Here is a 17,532-nt window from a genome sequence, read left to right on the forward strand (position 1 = left end):
GGGCGCCCCCGCGAGGGCGCGGCGCGCCCCGACCCCCTCCCCCCGTGGCGCGGGCGCGGGGGGGCGGGGCCGTCCGCGGCCCCCCCCCCCCCGCGCGGCCCCCCTCCCGTACTTCCACTCCCAGCTGCATCCCACTCACCCCTTCGGAGGGGCACATGGCCAGCGCAGAAGAGTACGAACACGCACCCGTTCCCACCACGGCACGCAAGAGCCTGCTGTCCGTGGCCGCCGTCTGGTTCGGCTTCCCCATGAACCTCGGCAACGCCGTCTTCGGCGGCGTCATCGTCTACAACCTCGGCCTCGTCCAGGGCCTCCTCGCCATCCTCGCCGGCAACCTCGTCCTGTTCGCCTACGTCGGCGCGCTCAGCCACTACGCGGGCCGCACCGGCAAGAACTTCGCCCTCCAGGCCGCCGACACCTTCGGCACCCGCGGCCGGATCGCCGCCGCGGGCTTCCTCGCCACCGTCGTCATCGGCTGGTTCAGCTTCCAGATCGGCCTCACCGGCTCCACCCTCGAGGACACGCTCGGCTGGAACCCGATGTGGGGCGCCGTCGCCGGCTGTGTCGTCTACACCCTGCTCACCGTCGCCGGCATCCGCGCCCTCGCCGTCGTCGGCATGATCGCGACGCCGCTCTTCGTCATCCTCGCCGCGGTCGCCATCGGGTACGGCACCACGCACTCCTCGCTCGGCGACGCCGTCACCTACCAGGGTGCGGGCAGCGCGCTCGGTTTCGGCGGGGCCGTCGCCATCGTCATCGCCGGGTTCTCCGACTCCGGCACCATGACCGCGGACTTCACCCGCTGGTCGAAGACCGGGCGCAGCGCCGTCGCCGCCACGTTCTTCGCCTTCCCGCTCTCCAACTTCCTCGCCTACGCGCTCGGCGGCGTCGTCGTCGCGATCGGCGGATCCGCCGACCCGGCCGCCGACGGAGGAGGCTTCCTGCCGCTGCTGACCGGGCACGGTCCGCTGCTCACCGCCGTCGCCGTCCTGTTCGTCTTCGTCAACCTCGGCTCCGTCGCCTCGCACTGCCTCTACAACGGGGCCGTCGGCTGGTCGGCGCTCACCCCTCTGCGGATGCGGCCGCTCGCGCTCGGGCTCGGCGTCCTCGGTCTCGGGTTCGCGCTGGCCGGGGTGTGGGGGCACTTCGTGGAATGGCTCAACCTCCTCGGCGTCTTCGTCCCGCCGATCGGCGCGGTCCTCATCGCGGACCAGCTCCGCCGGCGGGGGCGGGCCGTCTCCGACGTGCGGGCGTTCAGGTGGAACGCGCTGGGGGCGTGGGCGGCGGGCGCCGTTGTGGCGGCCCTGGCCCACTACCTCCTGCCGGGTTCGCCGGACCCTCTCTTCGGCATCGCGGTCGCGGCGGGCGTGTACGTCCTGACGGACCGTCGGACCCGTTCTCTGGAACCGGCACCTGAGGCGGACACGGAGCCCGCCGTGATACCAACCCCCTGATTCCGCCCACCGGTTGAGTGTGGCTGGTCGCGCAGTTCCCCGCGCCCCTGGAAGGCCACGGCTTCGCCGCGCCTTCCCCCGACCACAGGCACCCCGCACCTTGATCGGGGAAATGCGCCCGAAGGGCACGCATTTCAGGGGCGCGGGGAACTGCGCGACCAGCCCCCACCGGACCCGCCACTCGCCAACGAACCTGAGAGGCCCCCGAACGACATGCGCCCCACCGACGCCGACGAACTCTGCCGGCTGACCGCCACCGAGATCGCCGCCCACGTAAGGACCCGCACCCTCTCCCCCGTGGAGATCACTGAAGCCGCCCTGACCCGGATGGAAACCCGCGACAAGGAGCTCGGCGCCTTCTGCACCCCGACCCCCGACCACGCCCGCGCGGCGGCCCGCAGAATCGAGGACGCCCTGGCGCGAGGCGAGGACGTGGGCCCCCTGGCCGGCGTCCCCCTCGGCGTCAAGGACCTGATCTGCACCAAGGGCATCCGCACCACCTCCGGCTCCCGCGCCTACGCGGACTTCGTCCCGGACGAGGACGACATCGTGGTCGAACGAGCCGTGGCGGCCGGCGCCGTCGTGCTCGGCAAGACGAACGCCTCGGAGTTCGGCTACGGCCCCACCGGCGACAACCCCTTGTTCCCCGTCACCCGCAACCCGTGGGACCCGTCCCGCACCTCGGGCGGCTCCAGCGCGGGCTCGGCGGCGGCGGTCGCGGCCGGCATGGCCCCCGTGGCACTGGGCAGCGACGGCGGCGGCTCGATCCGGCTGCCCGCCGCGCTGTGCGGCCTCGTCGGGTTCAAGGCGTCGATGGGCCGCGTCCCCGTCTACCCGGGCTGCCGCGACGAGCGCTACCCGGGCGTGAACGGCTGGGAGTCCGTCGAGCACATCGGCCCGCTGACCCGCACGGTCGCCGACGCCGCGCTCCTGCTGTCCGTGCTCGCCGGGCCCGATCCGCGCGACCGGCACTCCATCCCGTGCGGCGACGTCGCGTGGACGGTGCGCCGCCCGGTCGGCCGGCTGCGGATCGCGTACAGCCCGGACCTCGGGCACATCGCGGTCGACCCGGAGGTGCGCCGCGTCGTCGAGAACGCGGTCCGCGTCTTCGAGCGGGACCTCGGCGCGGACGTCGAGCTCGTGGACCTCGAACTGCCCGACTACGTCGAGGCGTTCGGGGCGATCGTCGCCACGGAGACCGACCTGACCGGGATGCGGGAGATGGCCGAGCGGCTCGGCGACGGCATGTCCCCGCATCTGCGGGCACTCCTCGCCACGCCGTGGACGGCCGAGCAGCTCACCGACGCGAGCCGGGTCCGCAAGGCCGTCGCGAACCGGCTGGCCCGGCTGCTGTCCACGTACGACCTGATCGTCTCGCCGACCACGGCCGTGGCCGCGTTCCCCGTCGGGATGCGCGGGCCGCGGGAGATCGACGGGCGGGTGGTGGACGAGGACCACTGGACGACGTTCACACCGATCGCCAACATGGCGAGCCTGCCCGCCGCGTCGCTGCCCGCGGGGCTGACCGCGCAGGGGCTGCCGGTCGGCATCCACGTCATCGGCCGGCACCTGGGCGACGCGGCGCTGCTCGACGCGTGCGCCGCGTTCGAGGCGGCGGCGCCCTGGCCGCTGCTGCCGCCGGACCGCTCCGGCGATCGGGCGGTTCAGGGGGCGCGGGGCCGATGAGCCGGGCCCTTCGGGGCAGTCTTCCCTTCACGACATGCGGGCGCGGCGGGCGCGGCCGCGTCCGCACCGTGGAGGGTGACCATGACCGACAGGACCGCGCTGGCCGATGTGCTCGCACCGCACGTCGTCAAGGGGCCGGTGCCCGGCGCCGTCGCGCTCGTGGCCCGCGGGGACGACGTCGAGGTGGCGGCCGTCGGGCACACCGACGCGGAGGGTTCCCGGCCGGTGGCCCGGGACACGATCTTCCGGATCGCCTCGCTGACCAAGCCGGTCGTCGCCGCGGCCGTCCTCACCCTCGTCCAGGACGGCCGCCTCTCGCTGGACGCGCCGATCGCGCACTGGCTGCCGGAGCTGGAGTCCCCGGACGTCGTGCGGGACCCGGCGGGTCCGATGGAGGACGTGGTGCCGGCGGCCCGACCGATCACGGTCGAGGACCTGTTGACGTTCCGCGCGGGCTGGGGCTTCGCCCCGGACTTCTCGCTGCCCGCGCTGCGGCCGCTGTTCGCCCTGATGAACCCGTTCCACCCGCGGCAGGTGCCGGACCCGGACACCTGGCTGGCGGCCCTGGCCCGGGTGCCGCTGCTGTACCAGCCGGGCGAGGCCTGGCTGTACAACGCCTGCTCCGACCTCCAGGGCGTGCTGATCGCGCGCGCCACCGGCTCCTCGCTGCCGGACTACCTCGACGAGCGGATCCTCGGCCCGCTCGGCATGCGGGACACGGGGTTCCGGGTTCCGGAAGAGCGGCGTGACCGGTTCACGAGCTTCTACGCGCCGACGCCGGAGGGCGGCGCCGAGCTCGTCGACCGGCCGGACGGCGACTGGTCCGAGCTGCCCGCGTTCGCCTCCGGCGCGGGCGGACTCGTCTCCACGGTGGACGACCTGTGGGCGTTCGCCCGCATGATGCTGTCGGGCGGCGGCGACGTGCTGAGCGCCGAGTCGGTCCGGCTGATGACGACGAACCATCTGAGCGACGGGCAGCGCGCCGCGAGCGAGCTCTTCCTGGAGGGACAGGGCTGGGGACACGGCGGCTCGGTCGACGTGGCCCGGCGCGATCCGTGGAACGTGCCGGGCCGCTACGGCTGGGTGGGCGGCTTCGGCACGGCCGCCCATCTGACGCCGTCGACGGGCCTGGTCACCGTCCTGCTGACGCAGTACGCGATGACCGGACCGACGCCGACGCCGTTGATGCGGGAATTCTGGGAGTACGCGGCCTCCTGACCGTCAGCGGCCGCGCAGCATCGGCAGGAGCAGTGCGGCCGACCAGCTGAAGTTCGGGGAGTTGAGCGGGTCGCCGGTGAGCGGGTCGTAGTTCTCCATGATCGGCCCGTCGCCGCTCAGTCCGGAGGCGTGCGCGAGGAGCTTGCCGGTGAGGTCGTCGGCGTCCGCCCCGTACCCGTAGCGGCGCAGTCCGGCCTGGGCGAAGTAGGCCTGGTCGAGCCAGACGGGGCCGCGCCAGTACTTGGTCGAGGCGAAGTACGGGGAGGACCGGGCGACGGTCGGGAAGGGGACGCGGGTGGCGAACTCGGCCGGGTCGGCGAGGCGGTCCCGGACCGCGCGGGCCTGTTCCTTCGTGGCGGTGCCGGTCCACAGCGGGATGGCGCCCTCGATGCCGCGGCCCCGGTCGGTGAGCGGGGCGCCGCCGGTGAGGCCGATGTCGTGGAACCAGCCGTCGGACGGGTCGAACATCTTCGTGCGCACCGCCTCGTGCGTGGCGGCGGCGCGGGTCCGCCAGTGCCCGGCGTCGGTGCGGCGGCCGAGGGCGTCGGCGATGCGCGCGAGGTACTCCTGGTCCTGGGCGAGGTAGGCGTTGAGGTCGACGGACTCCTGGTCGAGCGAGTAGCCGAGCAGGGTGCCGTCGGCGGCGTGGTTGGCGACGACGCCCGTGCCGAGTTTCGCGTCGAAGCGGGGCGCGTTGTCCATGCCGCTCTCCCAGGCGGCGGCGAGGCGGCGTTCCTCGGTGGAGTCGTTGGCGGGGTCGACGGTGGCGCCGTACTCGGCGAGGCCGTCGCGGTCGTGGTCCCGGTTGCGGTACCACCAGGCCTGGTAGGCCGCGAGCTTCGGGTACATCTCGCGCAGGAAGGCGCGGTCGCCGGACTTCCGGTAGACCTCCCACACCGCCCAGCCGGCCAGCGGGGGCTTGGAGTTGCGCTCGTTCCAGTTGCCGCCGCCGCGCGCGGGGTCGTTGTAGAAGACGACGTCGGGGATCATTCCGGCGTCCTGGGGCCGCTCCTTGTCGTCGGCGGTGATCTGCCAGTCGAACATGGAGCGGATCTGGGACTCGGCGAGCCCGGGGTCGAAGCGGGCGGTGCCGACGGCCTGTTTCCAGGTGTCCCAGGCCCAGACCCCGCCGGTGAACCACTTGTAGGAGATGGACGGCGTGATCGCGTCGTGTTCGATCCGGCCGGCGGCGGAGCGCCAGTTGGTGACGAGGGTCTCCAGCGACTTGACGGCGATGCGGCGCCGCTCGGCCGGCACGCCCTCGGTGACGCCGTCGACGTAGCGGCGCCAGCGGGCGTCGCCGGAGGCCGCGCAGGACGCGGGGCGGGCGAGGACCGCGCGCACCCGTTCCGTCTCGCGGGAGCGTTCGGCGTCGGTGAACGTGTAGGACTCGGTCCAGTCGAAGCGGTGGGCGGCGCCGGGCCGCAGGGTGACGGGGGTCTTGGCCGTGGACCGGTACGTGTCGCCGTCGACGGCGGTGTCGACGGGTTCCTTGTGGGTGACCTCGAAGCGCTCGGTGCCGTCGGTGAGGTAGGCCCAGGTCTCGCGGACCTTCGCGAAGTCGACGCCGACCCCGTGTCCGGTGGCGGCGAGCGAGGGGGCGTCCTTCATCGGGGCGTCGGCGGGCCGCAGCAGGCTTCCGGACCAGTCGGCGCGCAGGGTGCGGGCGGCCGTTCCGTTGTTCCTGACCTCGGCGCGCACGAGCGCGGACCGGTCGGTGGCGAAGCGGAGTTCCAGACGGAGTCCGAGCCCCTGCCCCAGGTCGTACTCCTGGACGAGCCGGCCGGGGAGCGAGGTGAAGCGCGGGGTGCCGCCGGCGTCGAGGGCGAGGGTGCGGCCGTCCTCGGTGAGCCGCATCCGGCTGAAGGACCGGCTCAGCCACCACGGGTACTCCTGCGCGATGTAGAGCGGCCCGCCGAATCCGCCGTACGCGTCGCGGTCCCCGGCGTCCGGCAGGCTGTACGCGTGCCAGGCGCCGCGGTCGGCGAAGACGCCGAGGGGGTTGTTGTCGTCGGCGTCCCCGGCCTCGGCGGCGGCCGGGGTGCCGCGCAGGTCGAGCACGTCGGCGTAGTCGGTGAGGGGGCGGGCGGGCTGGGCGGCGATCGCGGGCGGGGCGGCGAGGGCGCCGCCCCCGACGAGCAGAAGTGCGGCGAGCAGGGCCCGGGTGGTGCGGTGTGCTGTCACGGTTCTGCCTCCGGTCGAGGTCGGGGACGGGGCTCAGCGGATGCGCAGGACGGCGGCGCCGAGGGGGGCCAGTCGCAGCCTGCCGTCGGCGGTGGTGCCGGTGAGGAGGTCGGTGCCGGTCGCGGGGAGCTCCTGCTCCGTGTCGGTGTGGTTGAGGAGGAAGCGGTAGCGGGTGCCGTCCTCGGCGGTGCGGACGGTGCACTCGACACCAATGGGCGGTTCGGGGTCCGGCGTGATGCCCGCTTCGGCCAGCGCCGGGGCGAGGACCGTGCCGATCCCCTCGGGGAGGTGGCAGCTCACGTAGCGGGCGGTGCCTGAGCCGTGGGTGGTGCGGGTGACGGCGGGGCGGCCGGTGAGGGGGCCCGCGGTGTAGGTGTCGAGGACCTCCGCACCCGTCGTCTCCAGCCATTCGGTCCACAGCGTGGCCCGTGCGCCCGAGGCCAGCGGGACGCTCTCGCCGTCGGGGACGGGCCAGAACTCGTCGACGCGGACGCCGAGGAGGGCGGCGAGGGGGCCGGGCGCACCCCCGTCGTGGATGTGGTCGTGCTCGTCGACGACGCCGCTGAAGGGGCCGCAGACGAGGTGGCCCCCGTCGCGGACGTACGCCGTGAGGCGCTCCGCGTCGGCGGTGCGCAGGAGGTGGAGGCTCGGGGCGAGGACGAGGGGGCGGCCGGTGAGGTCGGCGTGCGGGGGCACGAAGTCGACGGTGACGCCGCGTGCGTGCAGCGCGGCGTACCAGGGGCGCAGGAGTTCGGGCCAGCGCATCCGCGCGGAGGGATGGTCGTCGGACTCCAGGGCCCACCAGGAGTCCCAGTCGAGGACGATCGCGGCGTCGGAGACGACCCGGCTGCCGGCGATCTCGGCGAGCCGCCCGAGTTCGGCGCCGAAGCGGACGGTCTCGCGCCAGCCGCGCGAGGCGGTGCCGCCGTGCGGGAGGAGCGCGCTGTGGTACTTCTCGGCGCCCGCCCGGGAGGCCCGCCACTGGAAGTAGAGGATGCCGTCGGCGCCGCGGGCGAGGGCCTGGAGCGACCACAGGCGTTGCAGTCCGGGTTTCTTGGGGACGTTGACGGGCCGCCAGCTGACGGCGGAGGGGGCCTGTTCCATGAGGATCCAGGGGCGGCCTTGTTTGAGGGAGCGCATGAGGTCGTAGTTGCGGGCGGCGGTGACGTGGGCCTCGGGGTCGGCCGGGTCGGGGTAGGCGTCGTCGGAGACGAGGTCCTCGTGCTCGGCCCACTTCCAGTAGTCGAGGGCCTTGAACATCGACATGAAGTTGGTGGTCGCCGGGAGCGTGCTGTGTTCGGCGAGCACGGCGCGTTCGGCGCGGTGGAGGGCGAGGAGGGCGTCGGAGCAGAAGCGGCGCCAGTCGAGCAGCTGCGTCGGGTTGACGGGGCCGGGGGCGGTGCGCGGGGGTTCGATCTCGTCGTAGGTGCCGTAGCGCTGGGACCAGAAGGCGGTGCCCCAGGCGTGGTTGAGGGCGTCGACGGTGCCGTACTTGTCGCGCAGCCAGGACCGGAAGCCGTCGGCGGAGCGCGGGCAGAAGCACTCGGTGACGTGGTCGCCGTACTCGTTGTGGATGTGCCACAGGGCGAGGGCGGGGTGGCCGGCGTAGCGGTCGGCGAGGGCGGTGGTGAGGCGGACAGCGGCGGCGCGGTAGTCCCGGGACGAGGGGCAGTAGTGCTGGCGGGAGCCGAACTCGAGGCGGACGCCGTCGGCGGTGACCGGGAGGATCTCGGGGTGGGCGCGGACGAGCCAGGCGGGCGGGGACGCGGTGGCGGTGGCGAGGTCGACGGCGATCCCGTGGGCGTGCAGCAGGTCGAGGAGCCGGTCGAGCCATCCGAAGTCCCAGGTGTCGGGGCCGGGTTGGAGGCGGGCCCAGGAGAAGACGCCGACGGTCACCAGGGTGACCCCGGCCTCGCGCATGAGGGCGGCGTCCTCCTTCCAGACCTCCTCGGGCCACTGCTCGGGGTTGTAGTCGCCGCCGTAGAGGAGGCCGTTGACGCGGGTGAGGTGTTCCGTCGTGGGCACCTGGGTCATCCCTTCACCGCCCCGCCGAGCAGTCCGGCCACGAACTGCCGCTGGAAGAGCAGGAACAGGGCCATCAGCGGCAGCGTCGCGAGCAGCGAGCCGAGCATCAGGCCGGAGTAGTCGACGTGGGAGAGGCCCGTGAGGGTGTTGAGGGCGACGGGCACGGTGTAGCGGTCCTCGGAGTTCAGCATGAGCAGCGGCCAGATGAAGCTGTTCCAGCCGGCCATGAACGTGAAGATGACGAGGGCGCCGAGCTGGGGGCGCACGCAGGGCAGGACGACGCGGTAGAAGGTGCGCAGTTCTCCGGAGCCGTCGATGCGGGCGGACTCGATGAGTTCGTCGGGGAAGTCTACGAAGGACTGGCGCATGAGCAGGATGCCGAAGGAGTTGGCGAGGAAGGGCAGGACGACGGCCTGGTAGGTGTCGATCCAGCCGATGCTCGCCATCATCTGGAAGAGCGGCACGAGCAGCACCTGGAACGGGATCATCATGGTGGCGAGGACGGCGCCGAGCAGCAGGCCGCGGCCGCGGAAGCGGTACTTGGCGAGTCCGTAGCCGCACATCGCGGAGACGACCGAGCTGAGCACGGTGTGCACGAGGGCGATGCCGAGGCTGTTGAGCATGACGCGGCCGAACCCGATGGTCTCCTGGAGCCGGCTCAGGTTGTCGAGCAGCCTGCCGCCGGGCAGGAACGGGGGCGGCGAGTGGAAGAGTTCGGACGTGGAGTGCGTGGCGGCGATGGCCATCCACAGGAACGGTACGAGGCTGACGATCCCGCCGGCGACGAGGACGGCGCGGGCGAGCAGCCGCAGCCCGAGTCTGGCGCCCTTCATCGGCGGCGCTCCCTTCCGAACAGGAGGTACTGGAGCGCGGAGATCGCGGCGATCAGCGCGACGACGACCCAGGCGATGGCGGCGGCGTACCCGAAGTCGAACTGCTGGAAGCCGACCTTGTAGAGGTAGACGACCGGGGTGAGGGTGGCGTCGTCGGGGCCGCCGCGGGTGAGGACGTAGTTCTCGTCGAAGAGCTGGAGGGTGCCGATGGTGGAGGTGACGACGCAGAACAGCAGGACGGGCCGCAGCTGGGGCAGGACGACACGGGTGTACGTGGTGAAGGTGCCGGCGCCGTCGATGGCGGCGGCCTCGTACTGGTCCTTGCCGATGGCCTGGAGCCCGGCGAGCAGGATCACCGCGTTGTAGCCGGTCCAGCGCCAGGTCAGGGTGAGGATCAGTGAGATCCGGGCCCAGGTGGGGTCGTTGAGCCAGTCGACCGGGCCGATGCCGAACACGCCGACGATCTGGTTGACGAGGCCGCCGTCGGTCTTGAGGAGGACCTGGAAGACGACGGCGTACGCGACGAGGGTGGTGACGGCGGGCAGGAAGTGCAGGGCGCGCCAGGTGCCGCGGAAGCGCAGCCAGGACTGGTTGAGCAGGACGGCGAGGACGAGGGCGAGCCCGATCATGACGGGGACCTGCACGACGAGGATCAGCCCCGTGTTGGCGAGGGACTTCAGGAACGCCGTGTCGTGGAACATGCGCCGGTACTGGTCGAGGCCGACCCAGTGGACGGCGCCCGCGTCCTCGCTGGTGAAGGACTGCAGGACGCTCGCGCCCAGGGGGTAGGCGAAGAAGAGGGCGAAGAGCGCGGCGGCCGGTGCGGCGAAGATCCAGCCGGTGCGCCGCAGCCGGCGGCGCGGCCGGCGGGGGCGGCGGCCGGGCACCGGGCGGGCGGAGGTGGTGCCGGGCCCGGTGCGGGTGTCGAGGACGGCCATGGGTGCTAGGCCACCTTCTTCCGTTTGGTGGCCTCGGCGAGCTGGTCGGCGGCGGAGGCGAGCGCGGCCTTCGGGTCTTTGCCGCGCAGCATCACGGCGTTGACGGCGGCGGTGGCGATGTCGCCCGCCTTGGCGTCGTCGTCGGTGTACTCGACGGGCGGGATGTTCTGGGCGAGGCGGGCGAAGACGGCGTTGGCGCGCTGCCCGCCGAAGTACTCCTGCGGTTCGCTCAGGTACGGGTCCTCGAGGGCGGGCAGGTAGGCGGGGAAGAGGCCCTCGCGTTTGAGCATGGAGACCTGGTTGGCCTTGCCGGTGAGCAGGAAGCGGATGAACTCCCAGGCCAGGTCCGCATTCTTGGTCTGGGCGGGGACGCAGAGGGCGGAGCCGCCGATGTTGGAGGTGCGGACGCCGTCGGCGGTGAAGCCGGGCAGCGGGACGACGCCGAACTTCCCCTTCAGCTCCGGCATCTCGGCGGTCAGCGTGCCGGTCCACCAGGCGGCCGTGGGCGTGGTGACGACCTTGCCCTCCTTGGTGGCGGTGACGAGCCCGTCCCAGCCCTTCTCGTAGGAGACGAGTCCGTGCTCGGCGAGGTCGCGCATGACGGTCATGGCCTTGAGCGCGGCGGGGGTGTCGAGGGCGACGCGGCCGCCCTTGAAGTAGGACTGGCCCTGCTGCTGGAGCAGCATGGGGAGGATCCCGGAGTCGGTGGAGTCCATGACCAGGAGCTTGTGTCCGGTGGCCTTCTTGATCCGGATGCCGGCCTTGATGTAGTCGTCCCAGGTGCGCAGGGAGTCGGGGCTCACGCCTGCCGCGCGCAGGTGGTCGGCACGGTGGTAGAGGGCGCAGGGGCCGATGTCCCAGGGCAGGGCGAAGACCTTGTCGCCGTCCGGGCCCCCGGTCACGGTGCGCCAGGCGGCGCGGTCGAAGTCGCCGCCGTAGCGGCCGCCGAGTGCCGCCAGGTCGTAGAAGCCGGTGGGGAAGTTGGCGGTGTAGCGGGGCAGGTAGCTGCCCTCCATGGTGAGCACGTCGGGCAGCCCTCTGCCGCCGCGCAGGCCCACGGTGATCTTGTCGTAGGCGTTGTCGTAGCCGATGTCGACGACCTTGATCTTCGTGCCGGGGTGTCTGGCCTCGAAGGTGCGGCCGAGCCGTTTCATGGCCGTGGCGGCGACGTCCCACGACCAGACGGTGATCGTGCCCGAGAGTTTCGGGCGGTCGCCGGTCTTGCCGTCCTTGCCGCCGAGTTCGCGCGTCTCGCCTCCGCCGCCTCCCGAGCCGCCCATGGCACAGCCCGTGAGCAGGGCGGATGCCGATGCGGTGAGACCCGTGGCCAGAACGCTGCGCCGGGTGGGTGCTGTTGACACTCTTGCCTCCTGGAGCCTGAATGCCTAATGCTGTATTCAGAACACTGAATGACGGACCCGGCCGTCAAGAGGCGTACACACAAAGTTCTCCCGGCCCCGCCGAGCCCGCGCCCCGGGCCGGCACCCGGCCGCCCCCTCCGACTCCCCCGGCTTCCGCCCACCCGAAAGGCGAGGCATGACGTCGTCCCAGGCCCAGGCCTTCGAACCCTTTGAGCCCACTCCGCATCCGTACATCCCGAACGCCGTGCCCGCCGTGCGGCGGGCGATGCTCGACGCGATCGGCGCCGCGAGCGTCGAGGAGTTCTACGCGGACATCCCCGACGGGATCCGGCTCCACCGCCCGCTGAACCTGCCGGCGCCGCTGCGCTCCGAGGCCGAGCTGACCCGGCACATGGAGCGGCTGCTCGGCCGCAACACGACGACCCGCGAGGCCCTGAGCTTCCTCGGCGCGGGCTGCTACCAGCACCACGTGCCGGCCGTCGTCGACGAGATCGTCGACCGCAGCGAGTTCCTGACGGCCTACGCGGGCGAGCCCTACGAGGACCACGGGCGCTTTCAGGCCCTGTGGGAGTACCAGTCGATGATGGCCGAGCTGCTCGACGTCGAGGTCGTCAACGTGCCGGTGTACGACGGCTTCCAGGCCGCGGGCACCGCGCTGCGCATGGCCGGACGCGTCACGGGCCGCCGCCGGCTCGTGATCGCCTCCTCGGTCGGCGCCGACGAGCTGTCCCGGATCCGTGACTACGTGCGCCCCGACCACGACGTGACCGTCGTCCCGGTCGACCCCGCGACGGGCGGAGCCGACCTGGCCGCCGTACGGGAGGCGCTCGCCGGGGGCGAGGTCGCCGCCGTGTACGCGCAGGCCCCCTCCGCGCTCGGCGTGATCGACGCGGGCCTGCCGGACCTGGCCGGACTCGCGCACGCCGCCGGCGCGTTGTACGTCGTCGGCTGCAATCCGATCACGCTCGGGGTGCTCGCTCCCCCGTCCTCGTACGGCGCCGACATCGCGTGCGGGGACATCCAGCCGCTCGGCATCCACCAGAGCTTCGGCGGGGGCAACGCCGGGTTCATCGCCACCCGCGACGAGGAGCGGCTCGTCGCCGAGTACCCCTCGCGCCTGTTCGGGCTCGTGCCCACCGAGGTCGAGGGCGAGTACGGCTTCGGCGACGTCGCGTACGAGCGCACGTCCTTCGCCCAGCGGGAGGAGGGCAAGGAATGGGTCGGCACCGCCGCCGCGCTGCACGGCATCGGCGCCGGGGTGTACCTCGCACTGATGGGCCCGCAGGGCATGCGGGACATCGGCGACACGATCCTGCGGCTCACCGCGTACGCGCGCACCCGGCTGGCCCAAGTGCCGGGGATCGAGGTGCCGTTCGGCGACACTCCGCACTTCGCCGACTTCACGGTCCGGTACACGGGCTCGCGCTCGGCCGCCGAGATCCGCACCGATCTGCGCGGGCACGGCATCTTCGGCGGGGTGCCCACCGGGGAGCGCACGGCCGCGTTCTGCGTGACCGAGGTGCACACCAAGGCCGACATCGACCTGCTCGCCGCCACGCTGGAGGAGATCGTCAAGTGACCGCCCACACCACGCCCGCACCCGTCTCCCCCGACCAGGCGCGGATCGCCCCGAAGCCCGCGCTGCGCCGCTTCCACCAGGCGTCCTGGGACGAGAAGCTGATCTTCGAACTGGGCTCACCCGGCGAGCGCGGCGTCCTCGTCCCCGAGGCCGGCCCCGCGCTCCCCGCCCCCGAGCTGCCCGCCGCCCTGCGCCGCGCCGAGCCGCCCGCCCTCCCCGAGATGTCCCAACAGCAGGTCCTGCGGCACTACTTGCGCCTCTCGCAGGAGAACCTCGGCGCCGACCTCAACATCGACGTGGGCCAGGGCACCTGCACGATGAAGTACAGCCCGAAGGTCAACGACCGGTTCGTGCGCGACCCGCGGATCGCCGCCCTGCATCCGCTCCAGGAGGAGGAGACCGTCCAGGGCGTGCTGCGGATCATCCACGAGCTGGAAGGTCTGCTGAAGGAGATCTCCGGCATGGACCGGGTCTCGCTCCAGCCGGGCGCCGGGTCCGCCGCGATCTACACCAACGTGGCGATGATCCGCGCCTACTTCGCGGCGCGCGGCGAGCTGGAGCAGCGCGACGAGGTCATCACGACGATCTTCTCGCACCCCTCGAACGCGGCCTGCGCGAAGACCGCCGGGTTCAAGGTGATCACCCTGCACCCGGACGCGGACGGCTACCCGGACATCGAGGCCCTCAAGGCCGCCGTCGGACCGCGCACCGCCGCCCTCCTGATCACCAACCCGGAGGACACGGGCATCTACAACCCGCGCATCGAGGAGTTCGTCCGCATCGTGCACGAGGCCGGCGGCCTGTGCTCCTACGACCAGGCGAACGCCAACGGCATCCTCGGCATCACGCGGGCCCGCGACGCCGGGTTCGACCTGTGCCACTTCAACCTGCACAAGACGTTCTCCACCCCGCACGCCTGCGGCGGCCCGGCGGCCGGCGCCTGCGCGGTCACCGCCGACCTGGCCCCCTATCTTCCGGTCCCCACCGTCGAGTTCGACGGCGAGCGCTACCGGCTCGACGACGACCGTCCCGAGTCGGTCGGCAAGATGCGCCCCTTCTACGGCGTCGTCCCGAACCTGGTCCGCGCCTACGCCTGGATCATGTCGCTCGGCGCCGACGGCCTGCGCGCGGCGGCCGAGACGGCCGTCCTCAACAACAACTACCTGCTCCACAAGGTCCGGCAGATCCCCGGCGTCGAGATCCCCTACGCCGAGGGCCGCCCCCGCGTCGAACAGGTCCGCTACAGCTGGCGCAAGCTGTACGAGGACACGGGCGTCCACTCCGAGGACCTCGGGCTGCGCGCGGCCGACTTCGGCACGCACTACTGGACCAGCCACCACCCGTACGTCGTGCCGGAGCCGATGACGCTGGAGCCGACCGAGTCGTACACCCGGGCCGACCTGGACGAGTACGCGGCGATCCTCGCGGAGGTCGCCCGGGAGGCCTACGAGGAACCGGAGACGGTCCGCACCGCGCCGCACCGCTCGACGGTCCACCGGGTGCGCCCCGAGGCCCTGGACGATCCGTCGACCTGGGCGGTGTCCTGGCGCGCCTACCGCCGCAAGATCCTCGGCGAACCCGCGTGACACGGCCCCGCGTCGGCCTCGTGGTCAATCCGGTCGCCGGTCTCGGCGGCCGGGTCGGTCTCGGCGGCACCGACGGCCCGGACCGTCCGCGGCGCGCCCTCGAACTGGGCGCGGTCCCGCGGGCCTCGGCCCGCGCCGAGGAGTCCCTGGCCGAGATCCGGGCCCGCGGGTGCGCCCCGGTGATCGTGACCGCCCCGGGGGCCATGGGCGAGGAGGCGGCCCGGGGAGCGGGCCTCGACGTGGAGACGGTCCCGGCACCTCGCTCCGGTGTGCCGGGCCCGCTCGGCACCACCGCCGAGGACACCGTCGCCGCCGTCCGGGCCGTCGTCGCCGCGGGGGTCGGCCTGTTGCTCTTCGCCGGGGGCGACGGGACCGCGCGGGACGTGGCCCGGGCGCTCGACGGCGCCCCGTGCGTGGTGCTCGGGGTGCCGACCGGGGTCAAGATGCACTCGGCCGTGTTCGCCGTCGGGCCGCGCGCCGCCGGGGAGGTCGCGGCCGCGCGCCTCGGCGGGGCCGCGCCCGGGGTCCGGGACGCCGAAGTCATGGACCGGGACGAGGAGGCATTGCGCGCGGGCCGCACCGCGTCCCGGCTGTACGGCTGGCTCACCGTGCCCGACGTCCCGGCCCGGGTGCAGCAGCGCAAGACGGGCAGCGCCTCGGCCGCGTACGACACGAGCGGCGGGATCGCGGCCGAGCTCGCCGGGCGCGCGGGCGACGGGCTGCTCGTGCTCGGGCCCGGCACGACGACCCGCGCGGTCGCGGCGGCGCTCGGCGCGGACGCCTCCCTGGTGGGCGTCGACGTGCTCGACCTGCGCGGCGGGCAGGCCGTCGTCGCGGCGAAGGACGCGTCGGAGGCCGAGATCCTCGCGCGCCTCGACCCGGCGCGGCCCTGCCATGTGGTCGTCTCGCCCATCGGCGGGCAGGGTTTCCTGCTCGGCCGGGGCAACCAGCAGATCTCGCCGCGGGTGCTGCGCGCGGCGGGCGGGCGCGGCGGGCTGCTCGTGGTGTGCGCGGAGGGGAAGCTCGCCGCGCTCCAGGGCCGTCCGCTGCTCGTCGACACGGGCGACCGCGCCCTCGACGCCGAACTGACCGGCCACGTCCGGGTGATCACCGGGCACCGCCGGATCTCCCTCTACCGAACCGAAGCCTGAATCTCTCTGTCTACAGCGTCTCCAGGAGGACACGATGATCTCTCTCGACGGCAAGCGCGCGATCGTCACCGGCGCCGGCGCCGGCATCGGCCGGGCCACCGCCCAGGTCCTCGCCGAGCTGGGTGCCCGGGTGGTCGTCGCCGACATCGACGCGGACGGCGGCGAGCAGACGGCGAAGGACGTCGGCGGCACGTTCGTGCGGTGCGACGTGTCGCGGCGCGAGGACTGCGAGGCGGTCGTGGCGACGGCCGAGGACCGGTTCGGCGGCGTCGACGTGCTGTTCAACAACGCGGGCGTCATCCGCCGCTCCACGGTCTGCGAGATCACCGAGGACGACTGGGACCTCGTGATGGCGGTGAACGTCCGCTCGATCCTGCTGATGAGCCGCCTCGTCATCCCCGGCATGGCGGCGCGGGGCGGCGGTTCGATCGTCAACACCGGATCCGGGTGGGGCATATCGGGCGGTGCGCGGGCCGTGTCGTACTGCGCGTCGAAGGGCGCGGTCGTCAACATGACCCGCGCGATGGCCATCGACCACGGCCCGGACAACATCCGGGTGAACTGCGTCTGCCCCGGCGACACCGCCACCGGGATGCTCGCCGAGGAGGCGCGGCAGCTCGGCGAGAGCGCCGACGCGTTCTACGCGGACGCCGCCGACCGGCCGCTCGGCCGGATCGGGCAGCCCCGGGACATCGGGCAGACGGTCGCGTTCCTCGCCTCGGACGCGTCGGCGTTCATCAGCGGCGCGATCATCCCGGTGGACGGCGCCGGTACCGCCTGACCGGCGGCGTGGCGGATAATCGACCGGACCGAATGGGGAGGGCTGCCGAGATGCCGATCGAGAACCGACCGTTGCGTGAGCAGGTGAAGGAGGAACTGCTCAGGCGCCTAGGCAGCGGCACGATCGCGACGAGCGAGCCGATCAACGAGGGACAGCTCGCCACCGAGCTCGGCGTGAGCCGCACGCCGCTGCGCGAGGCCCTGATCACGCTGGAGCGCGAGGGCGTGATCACCAGCGAGCGCGGCAAGGGCTTCCGCTTCACGCCGCTCAGCGCGCAGGAGTTCCGGGACCTGACGGCGATCGTCGCGACCCTGGAGGCGCTCGCGCTGCGCTCCAGCGCCCCGGACCATCTGGCGGAGATCGCGCCGCGCCTGCTGGAGGAGGCCCGCGCGTTCTCCGCGCCGCAGGCCCCGCACGACGTCATAGAGCGCTACGACGACGCGTGGCACGACCTGCTCCTGTCGGGCTGCGCCAACGGGCGGCTGATGCAGCTGATCACGTCCTTGAAGCTCACGATGCACCGCTACGAGCGGGTGGCGCTCGGCGACCAGGACGTCCTGGAGCGCTCGGCCGTGGAGCACGAGCGGATCGCCGAGTGCCTCCAGAGCGGCGACCTGGACGCGGCGGTGGCGGCGCTCCAGGAGAACTGGAACAGCGGGATGGACCGCATCCTGGAGCGCTTGAAGGACTGAGCGCTCTCCTGGCGGTCCGCGGACGGGGCCCGGAGTCGTGACGC

13 protein-coding genes are annotated in these 17,532 nt (G+C 73.0%); 8 read left to right on the plus strand and 5 right to left on the minus strand.

Annotated features, from left to right (window positions below):
* Positions 1–155: 155 nt before the first annotated feature.
* The 3 genes from ACFW9D_RS32615 (at position 156) to ACFW9D_RS32625 (ending at position 4,358) form a co-directional block, all read left to right on the plus strand.
* Entirely contained in the window at positions 156–1,454 is a 1,299-nt protein-coding gene (locus tag ACFW9D_RS32615; protein ID WP_384627974.1) for a cytosine permease, read from the plus strand.
* 213 nt (positions 1,455–1,667) lie between these two features.
* Positions 1,668–3,140, plus strand: a complete 1,473-nt coding sequence (locus tag ACFW9D_RS32620) for an amidase (RefSeq protein WP_384627977.1) — start codon at positions 1,668–1,670, stop codon at positions 3,138–3,140.
* Positions 3,141–3,221: 81 nt separating this feature from the next.
* Positions 3,222–4,358, plus strand: coding sequence for a serine hydrolase domain-containing protein (locus tag ACFW9D_RS32625; protein ID WP_384627979.1), 1,137 nt, complete (start codon positions 3,222–3,224; stop codon positions 4,356–4,358).
* Positions 4,359–4,361: 3 nt separating this feature from the next.
* Here ACFW9D_RS32625 and ACFW9D_RS32630 read toward each other — a convergent pair whose 3' ends face one another.
* Genes ACFW9D_RS32630 through ACFW9D_RS32650 form a run of 5 tightly spaced genes read right to left on the minus strand, consistent with a single transcriptional unit; the run spans position 4,362 to position 11,699 of the window.
* Entirely contained in the window at positions 4,362–6,542 is a 2,181-nt protein-coding gene (locus ACFW9D_RS32630; protein WP_384627982.1) for a trehalase family glycosidase, read from the minus strand.
* A gap of 33 nt (positions 6,543–6,575) precedes the next feature.
* Entirely contained in the window at positions 6,576–8,567 is a 1,992-nt protein-coding gene (locus tag ACFW9D_RS32635; protein WP_384627985.1) for a beta-galactosidase, read from the minus strand.
* Between the two features lie 5 nt (positions 8,568–8,572).
* A complete protein-coding gene (locus ACFW9D_RS32640; RefSeq protein WP_188335931.1) occupies positions 8,573–9,400 on the minus strand; it encodes a carbohydrate ABC transporter permease in 828 nt (275 codons plus the stop codon).
* The gene (locus tag ACFW9D_RS32645; RefSeq protein WP_188335932.1) at positions 9,397–10,338 is read right to left on the minus strand and encodes a carbohydrate ABC transporter permease; all 942 of its coding nucleotides are present in this window, start codon (positions 10,336–10,338) and stop codon (positions 9,397–9,399) included. The genes ACFW9D_RS32640 and ACFW9D_RS32645 overlap by 4 nt, the downstream gene beginning before the upstream one ends.
* A 5-nt stretch (positions 10,339–10,343) precedes the next feature.
* Positions 10,344–11,699, minus strand: coding sequence for an ABC transporter substrate-binding protein (locus tag ACFW9D_RS32650; protein ID WP_384627988.1), 1,356 nt, complete (start codon positions 11,697–11,699; stop codon positions 10,344–10,346).
* 175 nt (positions 11,700–11,874) lie between these two features.
* Here ACFW9D_RS32650 and gcvPA point away from each other — a divergent pair, with 175 nt between their 5' ends.
* From gcvPA to ACFW9D_RS32675, 5 genes are read left to right on the plus strand one after another with little or no spacing between them, the layout of a single operon-like run.
* Positions 11,875–13,278, plus strand: coding sequence for an aminomethyl-transferring glycine dehydrogenase subunit GcvPA (gene gcvPA / locus ACFW9D_RS32655; protein WP_384627991.1), 1,404 nt, complete (start codon positions 11,875–11,877; stop codon positions 13,276–13,278).
* On the plus strand, positions 13,275–14,864 hold the full coding sequence (gene gcvPB / locus ACFW9D_RS32660; RefSeq protein WP_384627994.1) for an aminomethyl-transferring glycine dehydrogenase subunit GcvPB: 1,590 nt from the start codon (positions 13,275–13,277) through the stop codon (positions 14,862–14,864). The genes gcvPA and gcvPB overlap by 4 nt, the downstream gene beginning before the upstream one ends.
* Positions 14,861–16,015 (plus strand): ATP-NAD kinase family protein, encoded by a 1,155-nt coding sequence (locus ACFW9D_RS32665; RefSeq protein WP_384627997.1) that lies wholly within the window; start codon positions 14,861–14,863, stop codon positions 16,013–16,015. Before gcvPB ends, ACFW9D_RS32665 begins: the two co-directional genes overlap by 4 nt.
* 34 nt (positions 16,016–16,049) lie before the next feature.
* Positions 16,050–16,796, plus strand: a complete 747-nt coding sequence (locus tag ACFW9D_RS32670; protein ID WP_188335936.1) for an SDR family NAD(P)-dependent oxidoreductase — start codon at positions 16,050–16,052, stop codon at positions 16,794–16,796.
* 50 nt (positions 16,797–16,846) lie between these two features.
* Complete coding sequence (locus ACFW9D_RS32675; RefSeq protein WP_384628001.1) at positions 16,847–17,488, plus strand: GntR family transcriptional regulator; 642 nt, start codon at positions 16,847–16,849, stop codon at positions 17,486–17,488.
* Positions 17,489–17,532: the final 44 nt, after the last annotated feature.

The organism is Streptomyces sp. NPDC059524 (assembly GCF_042749255.1).
Taxonomy (GTDB): Bacteria; Actinomycetota; Actinomycetes; order Streptomycetales; family Streptomycetaceae; genus Streptomyces; species Streptomyces xanthii.

Excerpts from the sequence above, each read along its gene's own strand:
- ACFW9D_RS32675 (WP_384628001.1), top strand. The coding sequence starts at position 16,847 with ATGCCGATCGAGAACCGACCGTTGCGTGAGCAGGTGAAGGAGGAACTG.
- ACFW9D_RS32620 (WP_384627977.1), top strand. The coding sequence starts at position 1,668 with ATGCGCCCCACCGACGCCGACGAACTCTGCCGGCTGACCGCCACCGAG.
- gcvPA (WP_384627991.1), top strand. The coding sequence starts at position 11,875 with ATGACGTCGTCCCAGGCCCAGGCCTTCGAACCCTTTGAGCCCACTCCG.
- ACFW9D_RS32625 (WP_384627979.1), top strand. The coding sequence starts at position 3,222 with ATGACCGACAGGACCGCGCTGGCCGATGTGCTCGCACCGCACGTCGTC.
- ACFW9D_RS32670 (WP_188335936.1), top strand. The coding sequence starts at position 16,050 with ATGATCTCTCTCGACGGCAAGCGCGCGATCGTCACCGGCGCCGGCGCC.
- ACFW9D_RS32645 (WP_188335932.1), bottom strand. The coding sequence starts at position 10,338 with ATGGCCGTCCTCGACACCCGCACCGGGCCCGGCACCACCTCCGCCCGC.
- ACFW9D_RS32640 (WP_188335931.1), bottom strand. The coding sequence starts at position 9,400 with ATGAAGGGCGCCAGACTCGGGCTGCGGCTGCTCGCCCGCGCCGTCCTC.
- ACFW9D_RS32615 (WP_384627974.1), top strand. The coding sequence starts at position 156 with ATGGCCAGCGCAGAAGAGTACGAACACGCACCCGTTCCCACCACGGCA.